The 21,432-nt window shown below is 32.5% G+C and carries 22 protein-coding genes, 2 tRNA genes and 1 pseudogene; 10 read left to right on the plus strand and 15 right to left on the minus strand.

The annotated features are described in order from the left end of the window. Window positions 1-65: 65 nt before the first annotated feature. From ACHRVL_RS21240 to idi, 8 genes and pseudogenes are all read right to left on the minus strand, one after another. Window positions 66-482, minus strand: a pseudogene (locus ACHRVL_RS21240) (DUF4294 domain-containing protein); the annotation flags it as partial. 125 nt (window positions 483-607) lie between these two features. Beyond that, a tRNA-Thr gene (locus tag ACHRVL_RS21245) sits at window positions 608-684 on the minus strand. Between the two features lie 107 nt (window positions 685-791). After that, a tRNA-Thr gene (locus tag ACHRVL_RS21250) sits at window positions 792-865 on the minus strand. A gap of 77 nt (window positions 866-942) precedes the next feature. Next, window positions 943-1,209 carry a hypothetical protein gene (locus ACHRVL_RS21255; protein WP_068843886.1) on the minus strand — a complete coding sequence of 89 codons (267 nt, stop codon included), beginning with the start codon at window positions 1,207-1,209 and terminating at the stop codon, window positions 943-945. A gap of 57 nt (window positions 1,210-1,266) precedes the next feature. Next, window positions 1,267-2,235: a type I phosphomannose isomerase catalytic subunit gene (locus ACHRVL_RS21260; protein ID WP_395415322.1), complete on the minus strand. Its 969-nt coding sequence runs from the start codon at window positions 2,233-2,235 to the stop codon at window positions 1,267-1,269. A gap of 56 nt (window positions 2,236-2,291) precedes the next feature. Next, entirely contained in the window at window positions 2,292-2,750 is a 459-nt protein-coding gene (locus tag ACHRVL_RS21265) for a peroxiredoxin (protein ID WP_089055252.1), read from the minus strand. 3 nt (window positions 2,751-2,753) lie between these two features. Further along, entirely contained in the window at window positions 2,754-3,164 is a 411-nt protein-coding gene (locus ACHRVL_RS21270; protein WP_129026224.1) for a 6-carboxytetrahydropterin synthase, read from the minus strand. Window positions 3,165-3,184: 20 nt separating this feature from the next. Beyond that, window positions 3,185-3,712 (minus strand): isopentenyl-diphosphate Delta-isomerase, encoded by a 528-nt coding sequence (gene idi / locus ACHRVL_RS21275; protein WP_089055254.1) that lies wholly within the window; start codon window positions 3,710-3,712, stop codon window positions 3,185-3,187. A 298-nt stretch (window positions 3,713-4,010) separates the two neighbouring features. Between idi and msrB the strand changes: the two genes are divergently transcribed. Together msrB and msrA are read left to right on the plus strand one after the other, a co-directional pair. Beyond that, window positions 4,011-4,568 carry a peptide-methionine (R)-S-oxide reductase MsrB gene (gene msrB, locus ACHRVL_RS21280; protein ID WP_395415323.1) on the plus strand — a complete coding sequence of 186 codons (558 nt, stop codon included), beginning with the start codon at window positions 4,011-4,013 and terminating at the stop codon, window positions 4,566-4,568. An 8-nt stretch (window positions 4,569-4,576) separates the two neighbouring features. Further along, a complete protein-coding gene (gene msrA, locus ACHRVL_RS21285) occupies window positions 4,577-5,185 on the plus strand; it encodes a peptide-methionine (S)-S-oxide reductase MsrA (protein ID WP_395415324.1) in 609 nt (202 codons plus the stop codon). Window positions 5,186-5,246: 61 nt separating this feature from the next. Here the strand turns inward: msrA and ACHRVL_RS21290 are convergent, their stop codons facing one another. Then, window positions 5,247-5,684, minus strand: coding sequence for an META domain-containing protein (locus ACHRVL_RS21290; RefSeq protein WP_395415325.1), 438 nt, complete (start codon window positions 5,682-5,684; stop codon window positions 5,247-5,249). Window positions 5,685-6,116: 432 nt separating this feature from the next. On the opposite strand from ACHRVL_RS21290, the gene ACHRVL_RS21295 reads away from it, so the two are divergent. Further along, window positions 6,117-7,073 carry a quinone oxidoreductase family protein gene (locus ACHRVL_RS21295; protein WP_395415326.1) on the plus strand — a complete coding sequence of 319 codons (957 nt, stop codon included), beginning with the start codon at window positions 6,117-6,119 and terminating at the stop codon, window positions 7,071-7,073. Between the two features lie 69 nt (window positions 7,074-7,142). Here the strand turns inward: ACHRVL_RS21295 and ACHRVL_RS21300 are convergent, their stop codons facing one another. Both ACHRVL_RS21300 and ACHRVL_RS21305 read right to left on the minus strand, forming a co-directional pair. Beyond that, window positions 7,143-8,222, minus strand: coding sequence for a hypothetical protein (locus ACHRVL_RS21300; protein WP_395415327.1), 1,080 nt, complete (start codon window positions 8,220-8,222; stop codon window positions 7,143-7,145). A gap of 197 nt (window positions 8,223-8,419) precedes the next feature. Then, window positions 8,420-9,979, minus strand: a complete 1,560-nt coding sequence (locus ACHRVL_RS21305; protein WP_395415328.1) for an NAD(P)/FAD-dependent oxidoreductase — start codon at window positions 9,977-9,979, stop codon at window positions 8,420-8,422. A gap of 306 nt (window positions 9,980-10,285) precedes the next feature. Between ACHRVL_RS21305 and ACHRVL_RS21310 the strand changes: the two genes are divergently transcribed. Then, a complete protein-coding gene (locus ACHRVL_RS21310) occupies window positions 10,286-10,525 on the plus strand; it encodes a hypothetical protein (protein WP_395415329.1) in 240 nt (79 codons plus the stop codon). A 76-nt stretch (window positions 10,526-10,601) separates the two neighbouring features. On the opposite strand, the gene recQ is transcribed toward ACHRVL_RS21310, so the two are convergent. Further along, complete coding sequence (gene recQ, locus ACHRVL_RS21315; RefSeq protein WP_395415330.1) at window positions 10,602-12,797, minus strand: DNA helicase RecQ; 2,196 nt, start codon at window positions 12,795-12,797, stop codon at window positions 10,602-10,604. A gap of 88 nt (window positions 12,798-12,885) precedes the next feature. Here recQ and ACHRVL_RS21320 point away from each other — a divergent pair, with 88 nt between their 5' ends. The 4 genes from ACHRVL_RS21320 to lptB all read left to right on the plus strand — a co-directional run bounded on the left by ACHRVL_RS21320 (window position 12,886) and on the right by lptB (window position 15,891). After that, window positions 12,886-13,851 (plus strand): SIS domain-containing protein, encoded by a 966-nt coding sequence (locus ACHRVL_RS21320; RefSeq protein ID WP_164975037.1) that lies wholly within the window; start codon window positions 12,886-12,888, stop codon window positions 13,849-13,851. Continuing rightward, on the plus strand, window positions 13,851-14,666 hold the full coding sequence (gene tatC / locus ACHRVL_RS21325) for a twin-arginine translocase subunit TatC (RefSeq protein WP_395415331.1): 816 nt from the start codon (window positions 13,851-13,853) through the stop codon (window positions 14,664-14,666). Before ACHRVL_RS21320 ends, tatC begins: the two co-directional genes overlap by 1 nt. Next, entirely contained in the window at window positions 14,659-15,009 is a 351-nt protein-coding gene (locus ACHRVL_RS21330) for a carboxymuconolactone decarboxylase family protein (RefSeq protein WP_257682795.1), read from the plus strand. Before tatC ends, ACHRVL_RS21330 begins: the two co-directional genes overlap by 8 nt. Before the next feature lie 141 nt (window positions 15,010-15,150). Further along, window positions 15,151-15,891, plus strand: coding sequence for an LPS export ABC transporter ATP-binding protein (gene lptB, locus ACHRVL_RS21335; protein WP_089055265.1), 741 nt, complete (start codon window positions 15,151-15,153; stop codon window positions 15,889-15,891). 85 nt (window positions 15,892-15,976) lie between these two features. Here the strand turns inward: lptB and ACHRVL_RS21340 are convergent, their stop codons facing one another. Next, a complete protein-coding gene (locus tag ACHRVL_RS21340; RefSeq protein WP_257682796.1) occupies window positions 15,977-16,834 on the minus strand; it encodes a glycoside hydrolase family 25 protein in 858 nt (285 codons plus the stop codon). A gap of 10 nt (window positions 16,835-16,844) precedes the next feature. Beyond that, window positions 16,845-17,561: a phosphatidylcholine/phosphatidylserine synthase gene (locus ACHRVL_RS21345; RefSeq protein WP_257682797.1), complete on the minus strand. Its 717-nt coding sequence runs from the start codon at window positions 17,559-17,561 to the stop codon at window positions 16,845-16,847. Window positions 17,562-17,837: 276 nt separating this feature from the next. On the opposite strand from ACHRVL_RS21345, the gene ACHRVL_RS21350 reads away from it, so the two are divergent. After that, window positions 17,838-18,821, plus strand: coding sequence for a PorV/PorQ family protein (locus tag ACHRVL_RS21350; protein ID WP_257683968.1), 984 nt, complete (start codon window positions 17,838-17,840; stop codon window positions 18,819-18,821). 37 nt (window positions 18,822-18,858) lie between these two features. Continuing rightward, on the plus strand, window positions 18,859-19,995 hold the full coding sequence (locus ACHRVL_RS21355; RefSeq protein WP_257682798.1) for a DUF4105 domain-containing protein: 1,137 nt from the start codon (window positions 18,859-18,861) through the stop codon (window positions 19,993-19,995). Here the strand turns inward: ACHRVL_RS21355 and ACHRVL_RS21360 are convergent, their stop codons facing one another. Then, complete coding sequence (locus ACHRVL_RS21360; RefSeq protein WP_257682799.1) at window positions 19,996-21,390, minus strand: sugar transferase; 1,395 nt, start codon at window positions 21,388-21,390, stop codon at window positions 19,996-19,998. Between the last annotated feature and the right edge of the window lie 42 nt (window positions 21,391-21,432).

The following is a 21,432-nucleotide window of genomic DNA, read 5'->3' on the forward strand; positions in this document are numbered from 1 at the left end:
GTATAAAAAATAAACCCGGCAGGTTTTAAAAACCTGCCGGGTTGTGAGTACTATATATTATAGTATTAGTTTTTATTGACCGCTTTTGCTTTCGCTTCCCAATGCTCCATCAAATTGTCATAATTTACAGGATTAGCTGGTGTTTGATTGAGTAAACGTCCAGATTCAAAAGCACGAACCAGAATTGCTTCTATTAGATAGTCTTCATTTACTTCATATGGTTTATACTCGGTTTTCAGACTTATATCAAACAAATTCGCTGTTGTATTCGACACAAATGCTTTAAAACCGCTTTTTAAAGTCTTAATCAGCTCATAGGTTGTAATCCCCGTTTGACGATGAATCAATTTTACAAGAATCTGACCTTGTTTTCTGGACAGCTTCTTTAACCTGTCTTCAAATTCATTATTAAGATAGTCCTCAACGATCTTAAAATACTTCTTCTTTTCCCGATTACTATTCAAACAAGACATACCTTGATCCTAAAAAACCCAAAGCCACAATTCGAATTCCTCCATCAAGAAACAAACCTCATCCTTCATACATCTGAACACTATTACCATAAAGCACAAATAAAAAAACCATCACAAATGTGATGGTTTTCTTTTGGAGCCGATAGAGGGACTCGAACCCACGACCTGCTGATTACAAATCAGCTGCTCTAGCCAGCTGAGCTACATCGGCCTATTTTCCGGGTGCAAAGATAAAATTGTTTTTTAATATTCCAAAAAAAATTTCACACCACTCTTTATTATTAAAAAACCACCACATTTCTGTGATGGTTTTTGTTGAGCCGATAGAGGGACTCGAACCCACGACCTGCTGATTACAAATCAGCTGCTCTAGCCAGCTGAGCTACATCGGCCTCATTACGGGTGCAAATATAAAGCGGTTTTTCGTTTTACCAAAATAATTTTGCCCTTTTTTATACTTTTTTTTTGCTTACAATTCGTTGATTTTAGCAATCAATTGATTAGCAGTTTCTTCCAATTCAACATTTATTTGTTTGAAGTGCGCTTTTTTATTTTCAACGTTCTTTGCGTTCACTTTTGTGATCAAAGTATCGAAAGCTGTGATCGCTTCATCAACTAAAGCATTCGTTTCTGGAGTAGGATTTCCTGTTGTAGACATTTCAAACAAGTAAACCGCCTCAATAATATCTCCTAATACAAAATTGATGTCTTTCTTTAAATTTTTAACGTTTGCCATTTTTATTATAATTTTAATTTGCGTCTGCAAAAATACACATAATCTTTATATTACACGCTATGAAATGTAAATTTCTAAAATTGAAGCTTTTCCATTCAAAACAAACGATCTTATAGCTGCAGGAATTAATACTGTATCTCCTTTTATATAAGTATGCTTGAAGCCATCATATTCAATTTCAAAACTTCCATCAATACACATATAAACGGTAAATGTTTCACTAGATTTAGAAATTTCAGTATTACTTTCTAATGGAATAAAATTCGTGGTAAAATAAGGACAATCAACTACAACATTTGAAGTGTTTGTTTTTGAATCGTATTCTTTCTGTGTATTAACTTTATTGTAATTAATTGCATCAAGTGCTAAATCTACATGAAGTTCTCTTTTATTTCCTTGCGCATCTACACGATCAAAATCGTATAAACGATAGGTAATATCTGATGTCTGTTGAATCTCTGCAACTACCAAACCAGCACCTATTGCATGAACAGTTCCTGTTTCTAAAAAGAAAACATCTCCTGCTTTTGCTTTTACATTGTCTAAAATAGAAACTAAAGTATTATCTTTTAAATGTTTTAAATATTCCTCTTTACTCGAGTTCTCTTTAAAACCAACAATAATTCTAGAATCAGCATCGGCCTGCATTACATACCACATTTCGGTTTTACCAAATGAATTATGACGCTCTTTTGCTAATTTATCATTTGGATGAACTTGAATCGAAAGATCTTCTCGTGCATCTAAATATTTAAAAAGCAACGGAAATTGTTTACCGAAACGCTCATGAACTTTTGTTCCTAAAAGCTCATTTGGAGTTTCAACAATAAGCTCCATTAATGTTTTCCCTTTTAATTCTCCGTTAGACACAATACTAACATCACCTTCTACTGTAGACAATTCCCAACTTTCACCAGTAATTTTAGACGTAATGGACTTATTTAATATTGTTTTTAATTTTTCGCCTCCCCAAATTCTTTCTTTTAAAATTGGTTCAAATTGCAAAGGGTATAAACTTGATTTCATATTTTTATTTTGAGACTAATAGCTTAAATAAACAACAAACTAAAAGCATTTATTTTTTATAGTACTAACTCTTTAATTATTTCTAATGCTTTTGGAATGTGTTTTGATGCATTTACACTATCAAAAATATAGATAACAACACCATTTCGATCAATAATATAAGTAACACGTCCTGGCAAAAGACCAAACAAGTTGTTACGAACACCAAAAAGATGACGCAGTTTTTTATCTTGATCTGAAAGTAAGATGAAAGGCAGTTGGTGTTTATCTGCAAATTTATGATGTGATTTTACACTGTCACTGCTAATACCAATTACTTCTGCACCTAAAGTTGCAAAATCTTCATATTGATCTCTAAAACTGCAAGCTTCAGTTGTACAACCAGGTGTATTATCTTTTGGATAAAAATAAATCACTAAAGGCTTGCGGCCTAAAACACTCTGGCTTTCAAAAATATCCCCGTGATTATCTTTTGCAGTAAAATTCGGAACTATATCTCCTATTTTTAATGACATTTATTATTCTCCTTTATAAGTTACAAAATTGCGATCTGTTTCATAAAGCACGATTTCTAAATCAAAATCAGGCTGAATTCTTTTTCTAATTTTATTCCATATCACAACAGCAATATTTTCTGCGGTTGGATTCAAATCTTGAAATTCTGGAACATCCAGATTCAGATTTTTGTGATCAAACGGAACTTCTACTTCTTCAAGTATAATATCCGCTAATACTTTCACATCTAAAACAAAACCAGTTTCTGGATCAATTTTACCTGTAACACTTACTGTTAAACCATAATTATGACCATGAAAATTGGGATTATTACATTTTCCAAAAACAGCAGTGTTCTTTTCTAATGTCCAATCTTTCCTATGCAATCGATGTGCAGCATTAAAATGTGCTTTTCTTGATATGGTTACTCTCATTTAGGTTTGGTTAGCTTTGGTTATAATTTGTGATCTTCGAGATAATGATCAAATTCATCAAAAATTATCTTAAACCACACGGTATAAAGTTCAGGCTGTTTTTCAATATCAGCTTTAACATCTTCTATTTTCATCCATTTCCAGTCTTCTACTTCATCTGGATTTATTAAAGGCTCTTCATTATAATACCCAATCATTACATGATCAAGTTCGTGCTCTGTTAAACCGTTATCGAAAGGTGCTTTATATATAAAGTGAAATAATTCTTTCAGCTCCGCTTTAAAACCCATTTCTTCAAACAGCCTTCGACTTCCGGCTTCTATATTGGTTTCACCTTCACGCTGGTGACTGCAGCATGTATTAGTCCAGAGTAATGGAGAATGGTATTTATGATGTGCACGCTGCTGCAGCATCATTTCATTTTTATTATTTAAAATAAAAACTGAAAAAGCTCGATGTAAAACAGCTTTTTCATGAGCTTCTAATTTTGGCATCAAACCAATCTGCTCATCATTTTGGTTAACTAATATTACGTTTTCTTCTGTCATATGGCGCATTAATCAAACAAAAATACGAAAAAAGAAATGGCTTAAAAATCTCAGCAGACATTGTGAAAAGTTTAACTTGCCTCGAATCCATACAAAATACTGACTTACAATACAATGTATATTGCCTTTTCTTTAAAAATCCTTTAAAAATAAGATTTAAAAACTGTATTGCTGAGTTTTACGTAGATAATAAAAAGTTAAAACATACTTAAATATATCTGAATTGTAAAATACACGACATTTGATGGAAAAATGTAGTTGTATCTTTGAAAAGAAACAGAATTAAAGCTTTAAAAAAATGAAAACAAAAAAACAAATTCTTAGTCTTTGCTTTTTAATTCCACTTTTTATTTTACAGGCATGCGGGCAAAATACTAAAAAACAAACTACAAAAACTGTTACTGCTATGGAAAATAAAATCAGCAAACCCGGAAATCCATACTATTCAAATACTGACACAACTAAATTAAATGTGAGTAATGGGGCATGGAAAAAAGTACTTCCTGAAGATGTTTATGCGGTTATGCGCGAAGCTGACACTGAAAGGCCTTTTACTGGAAAATATTGGAATACTGATGAAAAAGGAACTTATTACTGCGCTTCATGTGGAAACAAACTTTTTAGATCTGGTGCAAAATTCGCAAGCAGCTGCGGCTGGCCAAGTTTTTTTGAGCAAGACAACAAAAAAAGTGTGGTATACAAAAATGATAATTCACTTGGAATGGAAAGAATCGAAGCACTTTGCGGTCGCTGCGGAGGACACTTAGGACATTTATTTGATGATGGCCCCGCTCCCACTGGAAAACGTTATTGCATGAATTCGATTGCTCTAGATTTTATTCCTGACAACAAATAAACTGAAAAATGAAAAATACAATTTTAATCTTCCTTTTTGCTCTAACCTTAAACGGATTTTCACAAACTAAAAAAGCTTCGAATCTAGATACTATTACACTTGGCGGAGGATGTTACTGGTGTGTTGAAGCTGTTTACGAAAATCTAGATGGCGTAAAATCTGTTGTTTCTGGGTTTTCTGGTGGAAAAAATGCAAATCCTACTTATGAAGAAGTTTGTACAGGTACAACTGGTCATGCAGAAGTAGTTCAAATTACATTCAACAAAAATGTAACAGACTTAAACGAAATCTTCAAAGTATTTTTTACTGTCCATGATCCAACTACACTAAACAGACAAGGTGCTGATGTTGGAACACAATATAGATCTGTGATTTTTTACAAAAATACTGAGCAGAAAAAAGCGGCTGAATCTATTATTGCCGAATTGAACAAAGCAAAAGTTTACAATAATCCTATTGTAACTAAGATTGAACCTTTCAAAGCTTTTTATAAAGCTGACGATTATCATCAAAATTATTATTCAAACAACAAGAATCAACCCTATTGCAAAATGGTGATTCAGCCTAAACTGGAAAAATTTGAAAAAGTTTTTAAAGACAAACTAAAGAAGAAATAAAAAAAGGGCATAAAAAAGGGGAAATGATTTTTAATTTCCCCTTTTTTATGCCCTTTTAAAACTATTGTTTAGCTACTTTTTTAAATCTCATCATTGGCACATCGCCTTGAATTAAATTTAATTTTCCATCTTTATCAACAGAGTAACTTGTAATTTTTCTCATCTGCTGTAAAAATTGCTGTTCACCGCCGCCTTCACAAAACATCATTGTAGTAGGCCCCGGTTCTCCAAAAGTCAGCGATTTTCCGTTTAAAGTATACGGCGCACTGTAACCATTACATCCATTATTACCAAAAACTTTGGTTTCTTTCTGATCAAAAGTAATTTGTGGCTTTTTATTTGGATACAAACCTTCAAAAGCAATTCTAGGCCCCGAAATATATTCTAATTCCCAAGTTGTATCATAAATATTCGCTGTGCTTTTACTCTCTTTTGATGCCATACATGAAGTAAGTAATAAGGTTAAAACTGAAATGACTGCAAGTGTAAGTTTTTTCATAAAGATGTTTTTTTTAGATTAATATTTTTTTGTTCTCGAAAATCAAAATTCTTCTACAAACAGCACTTTCTCAATATTCATGCCTATTTGCACAGATTGCTAAAAATTCTAAATCTTTAAAATTTTAATTTAAGCATGAAAAATGCACATCAGCAACAAATCCCATTTCAATATAAATCACACTTTTCTGATCTCTAAGTTACATATTTTTATTGAAAATACTACCAATCAATTATTTAACACAAAACATTCTGTTGTGCTTTTTTTATTCTTAATCATTTTAACTACAATTCATCCTCAAAAAAATCTTAATAATCCTTTTATATAGATAACTATTGGGAACGACTGAGAGAAAATAAATCAAAGCCTCAAATATTCTGAGACTTTTTCTTTTGATTTTTTCCGAACTTTACATCCTTAAATAAGTTTAAAATGAAAGCACTTACCTTCTCTACTTTTGGAAATTCAGATGTTTTAGAATATCTTGAAATTCCGAATCCACAATTAAAGAACGATGAAATTCTTGTCGAAATGAAGGCTATCGGATTAAATTTTGCGGATGTTTACAGACGAAAGGGAAATTACCATTTAAAAGGAAATCCGCCTTTTATTGCTGGTTATGAAGGTGCAGGAATTGTTGTTGATTCAAATAATTCAGATTATAAAATAGGAGATCGTGTAGCTTTTGCCGATGTTCCTTTTGCTAATGCTGAATTAGTTTCCGTTAATACAAATCATGTTATTCCTTTGCCAGACGATATTTCTTTTGAAACCGCTGCTGCTGTTTTACTGCAAGGCTTGACTGCACATTATTTAGCAACCGACAGCCATAAAACCACAAAAGGCGAAACTGTTCTAATTCATGCTGCTGCCGGAGGTGTTGGTCAGCTTTTAACACAGATCAGTAAATTGCTGGGTGCGAATGTTATCGGTCTAACCTCATCTGCAGAAAAAGCAAAAACAGCAATTAAACAAGGAGTAGATCATGTTTTACTATATAATGAGAATTGGAAATCAGATCTTTTTAAAATAATCCCAAAAGGTGTCGATGTCGTTTACGACAGTATTGGAAGTACTTTAATGGAAAGTTTTGAAGTTACGAAAGAATGTGGTCAAGTTGTTTTCTTCGGAATGGCGGGTGGAGATCCTGAATTTGTAAATCCAAGAATGTTAATGGACAGCTCTAAAACTTTAACTGGAGGTGATTTGTGGAGTTATTTAAACTCTAAGGAAGAAAGAATAAAAAGAGCCAATCAATTATTTACCTGGATAATCGAAGGAAAAATTACACTTGCTGAGCCAACTTCTTTTAAACTATCAGAAGGTAAATTGGCGCACGATTTCTTAGAAAGCAGAAAAAGCACTGGAAAAATAATTTTGATTCCTTAATTTTTTTTTCGCCACAAATCCATGAATTATTTAAAATAAAATTTGTGAATTCGTGGTGAAAAATATACTTTACAATTGATCAATTTCGATTTTAGTTAATTCTGATAATTCTAAAATTCTATCAACTTCATTTTTGTTGGCAACAAAAAACAGATAACTATCTCCTTTTGTATCGTAACTCATTAACTCTAATTCTTGCTTTGCCAACTCTTTTTGTATATAAGGAAACAAATCGTGACTATAAGTTTCTTCAGGATAATCAAATTTAAAATCTTGATCAATCAAATCAGACACTATGGCTTCAGCTTCTTCTGCATCAAACTTCCAGTCGCTTTGCCAACTGTTTATTCCTTCGAAAAAATCAAACTCATCATCGTAATCATAGTCCTCAACTCCTTCCTCATAAGCTTCAAAAAGAGTCCTTGCTTGATCTTCTAATAATTCGTCTTTCATTTCGCCTCTCGAAATCAATCGTAAAAATTCTTGAAAATGCTCAACCGAAGTACTTTCAGCTATTAGACTTTCTGTTGAAGGTTTTGCTACTGTTGCAGGTATTTCGGCTCCTAAATATTCGCAAATACCCTGCAAAACAATTTCAAAATCTTTAAAACCTATTTTCTGAATTTCATTAGCAGGTTCTTTTATATCGACTGCTTTAAGTTCTAAAAGTCCGCGTGTATAATCATAAAAATAACTGTTATTATACAGTAATTTAAAATCGTTTGTTTCAATGCTGTCTGTACAACAAAAGAAAACAATGAAATTATTTAAAACATGCTTCAAATGTTTTTTCGTTTCTGGAGCAGGTTTCGAGAAAAATTCGATGTGAATGTAGTAATAATTCAATCCTTCCTTTATCTCTTCATCTGAAAGCGGTCCTATATTTACCTTTTTATATACCTCATTTAAAATTTCGTATGCATTATTAAAACCCGCTTTTTTGATTTCTGCTTTTCCCTCATCATGATCAAATGAATCTGGAACAGAATATAAGGTTACAGAAACAGTGTCATGAATTCCTTTCATCTTAAAATTCAATCTGCTGGATTCGTGGTATAAATGAGAATAAACTTCGTATAAAACATCAAAAGAAACAATCGATTTGGGGTCGTTATTTCTATTAAACAAATTAGAGAAAAAACTGCTCATTAAAATTAGGATTTAAAGAATCGAAATAATTACTAAATTAACTATTCAAAACTATGGTTTATTTACTACAAAAAAAATAATCCAATATGTTTTTTCTACCTAAAATATCTTATCAAACCACTTATAAACGAACCTAAAATGCGTTAAAGCAAAAAACATCTATCTCAACATTTTTTATAGCACTAAAAAACAAGCAATTATTTCAATGTTTCGGCAATCATTAAAGCACATTTTTCTCCGTCGATTGCTGCAGAAATAATTCCTCCTGCATAACCTGCTCCTTCGCCACACGGATACAATCCTTTTATTTGCAAATGCTCTAAAGTCTGAGCATCTCGTGGAATTCTGACTGGCGATGAAGTTCTGCTTTCTGGTGCATGTAAAATTGCTTCATTGGTCAAGTAACCTCGCATTGATTTACCAAACTCTTTAAAACCTTCACGCAAAATCTGCGATAAAAATCCCGGAAAAACTTGTCCCATTTCAACTGAAGTAGTTCCTGGAACATATGACGTTTTTGGAATATCCGCAGAAACTTTATTTTGTGTAAAGTCAACCATTCTTTGTGCTGGAACTTTTTGAGTCTGTCCGGCAAGATGCCATGCTTTTTGTTCAATACTTTTTTGAAATTCCATTCCTGCTAGAGCACCAAATTTTGCAAAAGGTTTAAAATCTTCTAACTTCAACTCAATTACAATTCCTGAATTTGCTGTTGCTTGATCTCGTTTCGATGGCGACCATCCATTTGTAACCACTTCGCCCGGACTTGTTGCACAAGGTGCAATTACTCCACCTGGACACATACAAAACGAATACATTCCACGACCGTTTACTTGCTTTACAATCGAATACGGAGCCGGCGGCAAATGTTCACCTCGGTAATCACAGCTGTATTGAATACTATCGATTAATTCCTGTGAATGTTCTGCACGAACTCCTAAAGCAAAAGGTTTTGCTTCGATTAAAATTTTCTTTTTATCTAATAATTCAAAAATATCTCGTGCTGAATGCCCCGTTGCTAATATTAATTTATTAGCTAGAATTTTATCTCCATTTTGGGTTACAATTCCCTCGACTTCATTGTTTTTTACTAAAATATCAGTTACTCGCGTATCAAACAAAACTTGACCACCAAACTCAATGATTTTATTTCGAATATCTTCAATAATTTTCGGCAGTTTATTAGTCCCAATATGCGGATGTGCTTCAATCAAAATATCTTCTGAAGCGCCAAAAGCAACCAGAAGTTCTAAAATCCTTGTAACGTCACCGCGTTTTTTAGATCGCGTATATAATTTGCCGTCAGAGTAGGTTCCTGCTCCGCCTTCTCCAAAACAATAATTTGAATCTTCATTTACTATATGTTCAACATTTATTGCTTTTAAATCACGTCGGCGTCCTCGAACATCTTTTCCTCGTTCCAGTACAATTGGTTTCAAACCCAATTCAATTAATTGTAAAGCGGCAAAAAGCCCTGCTGGACCTGCACCAACAACAATGACTTCTTGTGCAGAAGAAACGTCTTTATATATAGGAAGCTCAATTTTAGTTTCCTGAAAAGGTTCACCCTTTAAATATATGATAACTTTCAAATTGATTTTTATCGCTTTTTGACGCGCATCAATTGAACGTTTTAAAATTGTAATATGCTGAATTTCTTGTGGAGAAACTTTAATTTGTTTAGACAAATAATCTTTAAGCAGCAATTCGTTTGCAGCAATTTCTGGAGTTACCTGAAGTAAAAGTTCTCTTGGCATTGTATCTTATTTATTCTATTAGCTTTTCTTTCTATGAAAAGAAGATGCAAAAGTACTATTTTGAACTGACTTTATATAATTAACCTCAAAGTACGCATCAAATTTTCTCTTCCTAAAATCTTTACTATTTATTTTTAGCCACAGATTATTTGGATTAAAAAGGATTTCTCTTTAGAACAGTTAGACGCACTGCAGTTCTTCTCTACAGAAAAAACTCAGAACCTTAGCATCTCAGAACCTCAGAACCTTTTTTTTCAAAATAGACTTTGTACCTTTGCAACTCTGAACCTTTGCACCTTAAAAAAAATGTCTAGAAAAATAAAACTAATCTGGGATTTTCGCGGCCCCGCTTCTGCAAAAACGGCCGAACATCACGAAATTCATTTAAAAGAATATATCACAATCGAAAAACTTCCTTTAAATATTACGGGATTTAAAATTATAGACGATATGTATGCCATAGCTTTTATGGTGGTAACCGATGAAAATATGATTCCGGTTAGGGATGCTTTGAAACCACATCGGGGAGAGATTTATTCTGAGTAAGATGTAAAATGAAAAATGTGAGATGATCAAAATATATTTAACATCTCACATTTTTCATTTTATATTTAACTTATAACTAGTTAGCTACTTCACTGATAAACTTAATACGCATTAAACGTAATTCATCAATATCATAATCACCGTCGAATTCTTTTAGGGCATCTTCGATTTTGTCTGATTCTGATTCCATGAAATAATCATGAATTTCTTCTTGCTGATCATCATCGAGCATATCATCAACCCAATATTTGATATTCAGTTTTGTACCCGAATATACAATTTGCTCCATTTCTTTAATTAAAGCATCCATCGAAAGTCCTTTTGCAGAAGCAATATCGCTTAAAGGCAATTTTCTGTCAATATTCTGAATAATATATAATTTGTTGGCAGAATTTACTCCGGTAGATTTTACCACTAAATCGTCTGGACGAATAATATCATTATCCTCAACATATCTGCTGATAAGCGTAACAAATTCACCACCGTATTTTTTAGCTTTCCCTTCACCTACTCCGTGAATGTTGTACAATTCAGTTAATGAAATTGGATATTTTAAAGCCATATCTTCAAGCGAAGGATCCTGAAAAACAACAAATGGTGGAACACCTAATTTTTTAGCCACTTTTTTGCGCAGTTCACGCAGCATTCCCATTAAAACTTCATCGGCAGTACCTAATGATTTTGATGACGCAACAATAGCTTCATCATCAGCCTCACTGTATTCATGGTCTTCTGACATCAGGAATGAAACTGGTTTTTTGATAAAATCTAAACCTTGTTTCGTGATTTTTATTACGCCATAAGTTTCAATATCTTTTGACAAATAACCGCTTACTAAAACTTGTCTAAGCAAAGCCATCCAATATTTCTCGTCATGATCTGAACCTGAACCAAAAAAAGACTGCGTATCTGTTTTATGCGCTTTTATAACGGCATTGACACGACCAATTAAAGTGAAGACAATTTCTTTTGACTTATATATATGTTTAGTATCGCGAACAATTTCAAGCAATTTAACCACTTGATCTTTGGCTTCAACTTTATTTTTAGGATTACGAACATTGTCATCCATATCTGCACCTTCACCAGTTTCACTGTCAAATTCTTCTCCGAAATAATGGAGTAAAAATTTACGGCGTGACATTGAGGTTTCTGCATAAGCAACAACTTCCTGCAAAAGGGCAAAACCAATTTCTTGTTCAGCAACTGGCTTACCAGACATAAATTTTTCTAATTTCTCTACATCTTTATAAGAGTAATATGCCAAACAATGTCCCTCGCCGCCGTCACGACCTGCGCGGCCTGTTTCTTGGTAATAACTTTCTAATGATTTTGGAATATCGTGGTGAATTACAAAACGAACATCGGGTTTATCAATTCCCATTCCAAAAGCAATTGTTGCAACAACTACATCAACATCTTCCATCAAAAACATATCTTGATGTTTTGCTCTCGTTTTTGCATCTAAACCTGCATGATAAGGAACAGCACTTATTCCGTTTACTTGTAAAACCTCAGCAATCGATTCTACTTTTTTACGGCTCAAACAGTAAATAATTCCTGATTTACCTTTATGTTGTTTGATAAATCGAATAATATCCGACTCAATATTTTTAGTTTTTGTACGTACTTCGTAATATAAATTAGGTCGGTTAAACGAAGCTTTAAAAGTATTTGCATCCACCATATCCAAGTTCTTCAAGATATCTTCTTGTACCTTTGGTGTGGCAGTAGCGGTAAGTCCAATAATAGGAACTTTACCCAATTGTTTAATTATGTTTCTAAGATTCCGGTATTCTGGTCTAAAATCATGACCCCATTCTGAAATACAATGTGCTTCATCGATAGCAACAAATGAAATGGGTACACTTTGCAGAAAAGTAACATATTCTTCTTTTGTTAAAGATTCTGGAGCTACATACAAGAGTTTAGTCAATCCAGACGAAATGTCTTTTTTAACTTGTGCAATTTCTGTTTTAGTAAGTGAGGAATTCAGTACATGTGCAATTCCGTTTTCTGAAGAAAGGCTTCGAATCGCATCTACCTGATTTTTCATCAAAGCAATTAAAGGAGATACAACAATGGCTGTTCCTTCCTGAATTAAAGCGGGTAATTGATAACAAAGAGACTTTCCTCCGCCAGTAGGCATAATTACAAAAGTATTCTTTTTATCTAAAATACTCGTAATGACTTGCTCTTGCAAGCCTTTAAATTGGCTAAAGCCGAAATACTTCTTTAATTCCTTATGTATTTCAATTTCGTTTGAATTCATTCTTTATTTAAATGGATATTTTTGTATAAATTTGCAACACATAAAGATACAACTTTCTTTTATACATACAAATTTTAAATATTCTGTTTTGATCACAAAAGAAAATATATTGGCGATTGCCAAAAAAACCATACTCTCTGAAAGTGAAGCAATTACAAAGTTAATCGATTTTCTTGATGAAAATTTCTTCGAAGCAACCCAGCGCATATATGAAACTAAAGGTCGTTTAATCGTTACCGGCATAGGAAAAAGCGCCATTATTGCTCAAAAAATGGTTGCTACTTTCAACTCTACCGGAACGCCTTCTATGTTCCTGCATGCTTCAGAGGCAATTCACGGCGATTTAGGAATGATACAAAATGAAGACATCATTATTTGCATTTCAAAAAGCGGCAACAGCCCTGAAATTAAAGTACTAGTACCGTTATTAAAACGCTTCGGAAATACTTTAATCGCAATTACAGGAAATATAACTTCGGCTTTAGCCAAAGGTTCTGATTATGTTTTAAATACTACTGTAGATACTGAGGCCTGCCCTATTAATCTAGCTCCAACAAACAGCACTACTGCACAACTTGTAATGGGAGACGCACTTGCTGTATGCCTTATGGAAATGCGTGATTTTAAACCTGAAGATTTTGCGGTTTATCATCCGGGAGGTGCTTTGGGTAAAAAATTACTGCTTCGCGTAAAAGATATGATTGAGCATTCGTTAAAACCAATGGTAACTCCTGAAACGTCTGTTAAAAAGGTAATTTTTGAAATCTCTGAAAAAAGGCTAGGAGTTACAGCAGTTATTGAAAATGACAAAATCGTAGGCATTATCACTGATGGAGACATTAGAAGAATGCTGAACGACAGAGATTCTATTGCAGATTTGACTGCTAAAGACATTATGTCTAAAAACCCAAAATTAGTATCTTCAGAAACTATGGCTGTTGACGCCTTAAATATTCTAGAAGATTTTTCTATAACACAGCTTATCGTTGCAGACAACGGCGAATACAAAGGAGTACTGCATTTACATGACATTTTAAAAGAAGGAATCGTATAATGGCAAAGAAAAATCTTGGCGAAATGTCATTTTTAGATCATCTTGAAGAACTAAGATGGTTATTAGTTAGAAGTACTTTTGCTATATGTATTATGGCATTTGTTACTTATTTTATTAGTGATTATTTGTTTGATGAAATTATTCTAGGTCCAACAAGACCTACTTTTTTCACTTATCAATGGTTTTGCGACTTATCTCATCAATTAGGATTTGCTGACAGCATTTGTATTACTGAATTGAATTTCATTATTCAGAATACAGAAATGGAAGGACAGGTTAATATTTTTGTATGGATGTGTCTTTTGGCTGGTTTTATTTTAAGTTTTCCTTATATTTTATGTGAAGTTTGGAAATTCATCAGTCCTGCATTGTATGAAAAAGAAAGAAAAAATGCGAAGGTTTTTATATTTACCTCTTCGTTACTTTTCTTTTTAGGAGTAATATTTGGTTATTATGTTGTAATACCAATGTCAGTGAATTTCGTCGCTACTTTCTCTATAAGTAAAATGGTTGTAAATCAGTTTACAATAGAATCTTATATGGGAATGGTAAAAACGAGTATTCTGGCGAGCGGATTGTTTTTTGAACTGCCAATTATCATTTATTTCTTAACTAAATTAGGTTTAGTAACCCCTGATTTTTTAAGAAAATATTGGAAATACGCTGTTGTTATCATTCTAATCGTAGCCGCAATTGTTACTCCGCCAGATGTAGTGAGCCAAACAATTGTAGCTATACCAATGTTAATCATCTACGAAGTAAGTATTCTAATATCTAAAATTGTTTATAAAAATAAATTGAAAGAGAATGTCTGATATTATTCAAGAATTCAACGACTACCGTTCTAAAATGAACGAAAAACTGCTTGCTGATAACAACAAAATTGTAAAGCGAATTTTTAATCTTGACACTAATGCTTATGCGCCAGGAGCTCTTGATGTAAAAACCAAAGAACTTTTAGGATTAGTAGCATCTGCAGTTTTGCGTTGTGATGATTGTGTAAAATATCATCTAGAAACAAGTCATAAAGAAGGCGTTACAAAGGAAGAAATGATGGAAGCGATGGGAATTGCAACTCTTGTTGGAGGAACAATTGTAATCCCGCATTTAAGAAGAGCTTACGAGTTTTGGGAAGCTCTTGAAGAGCAGGGCAATTAGAAAATGAGACAATTAGTCAATTAGATAATTTTCTTGACAATATGTTAATTCATTTATCCTATTGATTTATTTTCCTTTATTTTGCCCATTGGAGATGTAATCATCTCATTATCAAATTGACATATTATCTAATTAAAAAAAATGAAGCTAAGAGCCGATAATTTAATCAAAACGTATAAAGGCCGTAGTGTTGTAAAAGGAATCTCTGTTGAAGTAAATCAAGGAGAAATCGTTGGACTTTTGGGACCAAATGGTGCTGGAAAAACAACTTCTTTTTACATGATCGTAGGATTGGTAAAACCAAACTCAGGAAATATTTATCTTGACGATTTGAACATTACTGATTACCCGATGTACAAACGTGCTCAGCAAGGAATTGGCTATTTGGCACAAGAAGCATCTGTTTTTAGAAAGTTAAGTATTGAAGACAATATCTTGAGTGTTTTGCAGCTGACAAAACTTTCTAAGGAAGAACAATATGCTAAGATGGAGAGCTTAATTGAAGAATTCAGTTTAGAACATATTCGCACGAATCGAGGTGATTTACTTTCTGGAGGTGAGCGTCGTCGTACCGAAATTGCTCGCGCATTAGCAACAGATCCCAAATTTATTTTGCTTGATGAACCTTTCGCTGGAGTTGACCCTGTTGCGGTTGAAGATATTCAGAGAATTGTGGCACAATTAAAGAACAAAAATATCGGAATCTTAATTACTGACCACAACGTTCAGGAAACTTTAGCAATTACCGATAAAACATATTTAATGTTTGAAGGAGGAATCCTAAAAGCAGGAATTCCAGAAGAACTTGTTGAAGACGAAATGGTTCGCCGTGTATATCTTGGACAAAACTTCGAACTTCGTAAAAAGAAATTGGAATTCTAATTTATAGTATTAAGTGTTCAGGTCTTTAGTGATCAGTTCTTAAAAAAGTAATCATTGATCAGTTTTTTTTAAGAACTGATCAATGTCAATCAACTGTAATAAACTGCAGCTGTTCTAAATCACCATTATAAATATTCACATCTACACGATGTTTTATTCCCGGCAGAGAAGCTTTTTCTGTAAACTGCCAAAACAGCCATTCTTCATCAATTTTTTCTCTATAAAAGTTGTAATTGGCGATCCAAAATAAATATTCTCCAAATTCTTCTTTTAAAAAATCTGAGTAATACCGTTCTCCTGAGTAAATGATAGGGCGAACTTGATAATGTGCTTCTACTTTGTTAAGCCAGCGCTTTAATCCTTTTTTTAAACTATCAATAGATTGATTTTTTGGAAGCTTTTCGATATCAAGAACCGGCGGTAAATCGCCTTTTTTCAACTTTACTGTTTTTATAAAAAGATCTGCTTGCTCTATAGAATTTTCATTCGGGCGATAATAGTGATAAGCACCTCGTATGATTTTATTTTTTTTAGCTTCTTCCCAATTGTATTTAAACTGCCTGTCAACTCTGTCATTTCCTGCTGTTGCACGAATAAAAACAAATTGCACAGGGTATTTTTCTTCTAGAATCTCAACCTCATCCCAATCGACAGTTCCTTGAAATTCAGAAACATCAATTCCAATTACCTTTCCTTTATGATTTTCAAGAACTTGAATATTTCTAACGTCTGAAAGGTGTTTATCTACCGCATCTTCTTCTAAAACTTTATCTGACTTAAAACCTAAATAATAAGCCAATCCTGAACGATAATGATAAATTGTTCCAATGAAAATTAATCCTAAAAAACTAAATATAATGAAACGGAATAATTTACTAAAAACAGATCTGGCAGGTTTCGTTTTTCGTGTGTAAGAAGTTCGTCGTGTCGTTTTTCTTGCCATTCGAATAAAACTACTTTTTCAAAAACATATTATTTATGATCGATAATAGCACATAAAAAATAATGATTAAGGGAACCGCTCCAAATTGAAACAATAAAAGTAATACCAAAGAAATAACTAAAAATCCAACTTGCAATGCATTATCTTTAAGATTGAATTTCTTGAATTTTAAAGAAAATAACGGAATTTCGGCATTCAAAATATAGGCACTGCATAAAGTAATTGCAAGCAAAACCCATTGATTACTCAGAATTTCTAACAGCATTAAAGAATCTGAAAATTTAAGAACCAAAGGGAGACTCAAAATAAAAAGAGCATTTGCTGGTGTTGGCAAACCTATAAAAGAATCTGTTTGTCTTGTATCAATATTAAAATTTGCTAAACGGTAGCAAGAGCCTAATGTTACAATAAATCCTAAAAAAGGAATAAACTCGGATCCAATTATATCATGTGGATGTGCACTTTTTACAAACAAAGAATACATTACATATCCTGGAGCAACACCACTGGTTACCATATCTGCAAGTGAATCTAATTGAAGTCCAAGCGGACTCGAAACTTTAAATAATCTGGCAAAAAAACCATCAAAAAAGTCAAAAAAGATTCCTAAACAAACCATATAAAAAGCCATTTCATAATTAGCTTTAGAAATAAAGACAACAGCTATACAACCACAAAAAAGATTAATTAATGTAATTAAATTTGGAATGTGCTTTTTAATATTCATGTTTTATAAATTTTGATAATCTTGGTCAACAAATTTAGCATAATATGTCCATGAAAAACGTGTTTTTACAATTGTTTTTTAATACAAATTAAAGCTTGATCAATATTTCTCGAAACGAAGAAATTAGATGCATAAATTATCATATTTTTGAAAAAAAATAAAAACAGGCTCTCGTCTGCAAAAAAATATCAGTTGAAGAAACTTTTAGCGTTTTTACTATTTTGGAGTTTTACTTCTCAGTATGCACAAACTGTTCGAAAATACTCGAATGAGTTTATGAATATTGGTGTCGATGCGGCGGCGTTAGGAATGTCGAGTGCTGTTACTGCGTCTACAAATGATGTTAATGCGGTTTATTGGAATCCTGCTGGTTTAACGCATCTAGAAGATCATCAGATTTCATTGATGCATGCCAGCTATTTTGCCAATATTGCTCAATATGATTTTATAGGTTATGCAAGCCCAATTGATGATCAAAGTGCTTGGGGAATTTCGATGATTCGTTTTGGTGTTGATGATATTCTTGACACAACACAGTTAATCGATAATCAGGGAAATATTGATTATAATCGAATTCGTTTATTTTCTACGGCTGATTATGGTTTTACTTTTTCTTATGCCAGAAAACTGCCTGTTGACGGGTTCCAATATGGTGTTAACGCAAAAATAATTAGACGAATTATTGGAAAATTTGCAAATTCTTGGGGTTTTGGTTTTGATGTGGGATTGCAATTCGAACGCAATAATTGGAAATTTGGTTTAATGCTTCGCGATATTACTACTACTTATAATGTCTGGAATATTGATGAAGATGAATATGCCAAAATTGCAAATGCTATTCCGGGCGAAAACAATGAATTACCAGAAAGTACTGAAATTACTTTGCCAAAAGCGCAATTAGGAGTTTCTAAAAAATTTGAATTCCATAATGATTACAGTCTTATGGCGGCGGCCAATTTAAATATGCGCTTTGAGCAGACAAATGATATTATTTCATCAAAAATTGTTAGTATTGATCCCGCAATTGGTTTTGAATTTGGCTACACTAATCTGGTTTTTCTAAGAGCCGGTGCTGGAAACTTTCAAAATGTAATGCAATTAGATAATACTGAAAAATTAAATTTTCAGCCTAATATTGGACTGGGTTTCAAATACAAAGGCATTCAGATAGATTATGCTTTAACCGATTTAGGAAATCAAAGCGCAGCTTTATACTCAAATATTTTTTCACTAAAAGTAGATTTAGGTATCTTTAGATAATTTTCTCAAACCGTTCAACTTTTTAAAATTTTAAATCATGAAAAATGTCCTTTTCAAAAAAACACTTTTTAGTTTACTATTATTACTAAGTTTTATTGGTTACAGCCAAAATATTCCTTTATCGAAAGATGCTAAAGTAAGTGTGATTACTTGTGGTTTAGGTAATGAAACCTATTCTTATTTTGGACATACTGCGATTCGGATAGCTGATCCTGCCAACAATATTGATGTTGTTTACAATTTTGGCGCTTTTGATTTTAGAACTCCAAACTTTGTAGCAAAATTTGCGAAAGGTGATTTACAGTATTTTGTAATTACACATTCTTTTTCAGAATTTCTAAACGAATACAATGAGGACAAACGAAGTGTTTTTGAGCAAGAGCTTCTTATTTCTCAAGATTTAAAACAAAAACTTTTTGATAAACTAAATTCTGTTCTATTATCTGAAGAGCGTTATTATACCTACAAGTTCATTGATAAAAATTGTACTTCGATGGTGGTTGATATTATCAACTCAACTTTAAATGGAAATGTTATCGTTAAGAAAGAGGACACAGATAAAACATATCGTTCTATTTTATTCCCTTATTTTAATGGTCATTTTTATGATCAATTAGGAACTAGCATTATTTTTGGAACTAAAGTTGATCAATTGGGAACCAAAATTTTTCTGCCTTTTGAATTAAAAAATAGTTTAGCGAAAACTACTTTTCAAAATCATCCTTTAGCAAAAGAGAGCCAAACTCTTTTGAGTTTTGAAAAAGAAACACCATCCTCATGGTGGAATAATATTTATACTTATATAATTATTTTAGGTTTTGTCGTTTTAGCTCATAACAAAATTGTTGATAAAATCTATTTATTCATTTTGTCTTTAATAGGAGTATTTTTTGTTGTAATGGGCTTTTATTCATTTCACCAAGAACTGGCAATGAATTACAATGTATTGCTGTTTAGTCCGCTATTATTGATTTTAATTCTTTTTTCAATTGCAAAAAACAAAAGATGGACTTACCGATTTGCGATTTTACATTTAATCTTCTTGATTGTTTATGCAATTTTCCTAATCAATAAAGCACATTTTTTAATTGTTTTACCAATGATAATTACAAGTGGTTTTGTGCTGGTTCGAGTTGCGATAAGAAACAAAAAACGCATCCCGATAATAATCTAATTATTGTCCGCGATAAAATAAAACGGTAGTTATAGTTTTGAAAGTGATACTTAAATCTAGAAAAATACTTCGGTGTTTAATATAGTATAAATCATACTGCAGTTTTATCAAACTCTCGTCTATAGATTCTCCATAAGAATAATTAACTTGTGCCCAGCCAGTAAGACCCGGTTTTATAACATGACGCGTTTCATAAAAAGGCATTATTTGAGCGATTTCCTTAACAAAAAAAGGTCTTTCTGGTCTTGGACCAATTACTGCCATATCTCCTTTTATAATATTGATAAACTGCGGCAATTCATCAATCCTTGATTTACGCATAAATTTACCAAATGGAGTTATCCGTTCATCATTTGAAACTGCAAAAACTGTGCTTTGCATTTCTTGAGCCTCAACCATGGTTCTAAATTTGTAAATTTTAAAAACGGTTCCATTTTTTCCTACTCGTTCTTGCGTATAAAACAGACTTCCTTTATTTGCAAAAAAATTGGTCAAAGAAATAAACGGTATAAAAACAATGCAGATTATTAAACCTGCAAATGAAAAAACAAATTCTAAAAGACGGATTAAAGACAAATACAATTTATTGCTATTGCTGCGGCTAAACGGAAAAAAACGATAGAAGTCTCTTGCAATATAATGCAATGGTATTCGCTGTGTTTTACTTTCATAAACCTGTGTATACTCTCTAATACTATTTCCAGATTCTAGTAAATGGAGCAACTGTTGATACAAATCGGTATTGATTCCATCTGTTTTTTGAGATGCAATAACAATTTCAGAGATACTGTGATTCGCGACGAAATCTTCTAGTTCATTTTTCTTAATTTCTTTTACGTAATGAAAACCTGTATTCTCCTCAGAAACAGAATCAGAATTAACGAAACCTACAATTTTATAATGCGGATCGACATTTTCGAGTCCTAAAACCAATTCTTCAACCTGATTTTGACCGCATATCAATACAACATTTTGTGAAAAACGATGAGACGCTAAAAAGAAGGCATAAAAAAAGCGCCACAGTAATACGGTAATTAATATTGTGAAATAAAAGATTAAGATAACCAGTCGCTGTTTTGAAAGTTCAGGCGATAAAATCGGCGTGAGAATATAAGTTAAAACTGTAATTGAGACCGCTCGAATAACATTTTTAAATATTTGAAACGGATTACTCGCCACCTGCAAATTATAAATCTCAAAGACTACTCCAAAAACAGAGAGATAAGTGATAAGAATTATGGGATGATAGAAGGACTTTTTTTGAAAAGCAAGATAATTACAATCAAAAATGTTGTTTAATAAATATAAAGCTGTCAAAACAAAAAAGATATCAAAAACAAAAAGTAATACTTTTCGTTCTGAAATTTCAAAGTGCATTTTTTTATTTGAGGGCATTTACTTTTTAGCAGATTTAAAAACTTTACTTCGAAGCAAATG

It is taken from the genome of Flavobacterium sp. FlaQc-28 (genome assembly GCF_044007415.1).
Lineage (GTDB): Bacteria > Bacteroidota > Bacteroidia > Flavobacteriales > Flavobacteriaceae > Flavobacterium.

Excerpts from the sequence above, each read along its gene's own strand:
- ACHRVL_RS21350 (WP_257683968.1), top strand. The coding sequence starts at position 17,838 with ATGAATATTGGTGTCGATGCGGCGGCGTTAGGAATGTCGAGTGCTGTT.
- ACHRVL_RS21295 (WP_395415326.1), top strand. The coding sequence starts at position 6,117 with ATGAAAGCACTTACCTTCTCTACTTTTGGAAATTCAGATGTTTTAGAA.
- ACHRVL_RS21265 (WP_089055252.1), bottom strand. The coding sequence starts at position 2,750 with ATGTCATTAAAAATAGGAGATATAGTTCCGAATTTTACTGCAAAAGAT.
- ACHRVL_RS21255 (WP_068843886.1), bottom strand. The coding sequence starts at position 1,209 with ATGGCAAACGTTAAAAATTTAAAGAAAGACATCAATTTTGTATTAGGA.
- ACHRVL_RS21290 (WP_395415325.1), bottom strand. The coding sequence starts at position 5,684 with ATGAAAAAACTTACACTTGCAGTCATTTCAGTTTTAACCTTATTACTT.
- ACHRVL_RS21330 (WP_257682795.1), top strand. The coding sequence starts at position 14,659 with ATGTCTGATATTATTCAAGAATTCAACGACTACCGTTCTAAAATGAAC.
- ACHRVL_RS21270 (WP_129026224.1), bottom strand. The coding sequence starts at position 3,164 with ATGAGAGTAACCATATCAAGAAAAGCACATTTTAATGCTGCACATCGA.
- idi (WP_089055254.1), bottom strand. The coding sequence starts at position 3,712 with ATGACAGAAGAAAACGTAATATTAGTTAACCAAAATGATGAGCAGATT.
- ACHRVL_RS21305 (WP_395415328.1), bottom strand. The coding sequence starts at position 9,979 with ATGCCAAGAGAACTTTTACTTCAGGTAACTCCAGAAATTGCTGCAAAC.
- lptB (WP_089055265.1), top strand. The coding sequence starts at position 15,151 with ATGAAGCTAAGAGCCGATAATTTAATCAAAACGTATAAAGGCCGTAGT.
- ACHRVL_RS21340 (WP_257682796.1), bottom strand. The coding sequence starts at position 16,834 with ATGGCAAGAAAAACGACACGACGAACTTCTTACACACGAAAAACGAAA.
- msrB (WP_395415323.1), top strand. The coding sequence starts at position 4,011 with ATGAAAACAAAAAAACAAATTCTTAGTCTTTGCTTTTTAATTCCACTT.
- ACHRVL_RS21355 (WP_257682798.1), top strand. The coding sequence starts at position 18,859 with ATGAAAAATGTCCTTTTCAAAAAAACACTTTTTAGTTTACTATTATTA.
- ACHRVL_RS21345 (WP_257682797.1), bottom strand. The coding sequence starts at position 17,561 with ATGAATATTAAAAAGCACATTCCAAATTTAATTACATTAATTAATCTT.
- tatC (WP_395415331.1), top strand. The coding sequence starts at position 13,851 with ATGGCAAAGAAAAATCTTGGCGAAATGTCATTTTTAGATCATCTTGAA.
- recQ (WP_395415330.1), bottom strand. The coding sequence starts at position 12,797 with ATGAATTCAAACGAAATTGAAATACATAAGGAATTAAAGAAGTATTTC.
- ACHRVL_RS21260 (WP_395415322.1), bottom strand. The coding sequence starts at position 2,235 with ATGAAATCAAGTTTATACCCTTTGCAATTTGAACCAATTTTAAAAGAA.
- ACHRVL_RS21310 (WP_395415329.1), top strand. The coding sequence starts at position 10,286 with ATGTCTAGAAAAATAAAACTAATCTGGGATTTTCGCGGCCCCGCTTCT.
- ACHRVL_RS21300 (WP_395415327.1), bottom strand. The coding sequence starts at position 8,222 with ATGAGCAGTTTTTTCTCTAATTTGTTTAATAGAAATAACGACCCCAAA.
- ACHRVL_RS21360 (WP_257682799.1), bottom strand. The coding sequence starts at position 21,390 with ATGCCCTCAAATAAAAAAATGCACTTTGAAATTTCAGAACGAAAAGTA.
- msrA (WP_395415324.1), top strand. The coding sequence starts at position 4,577 with ATGAAAAATACAATTTTAATCTTCCTTTTTGCTCTAACCTTAAACGGA.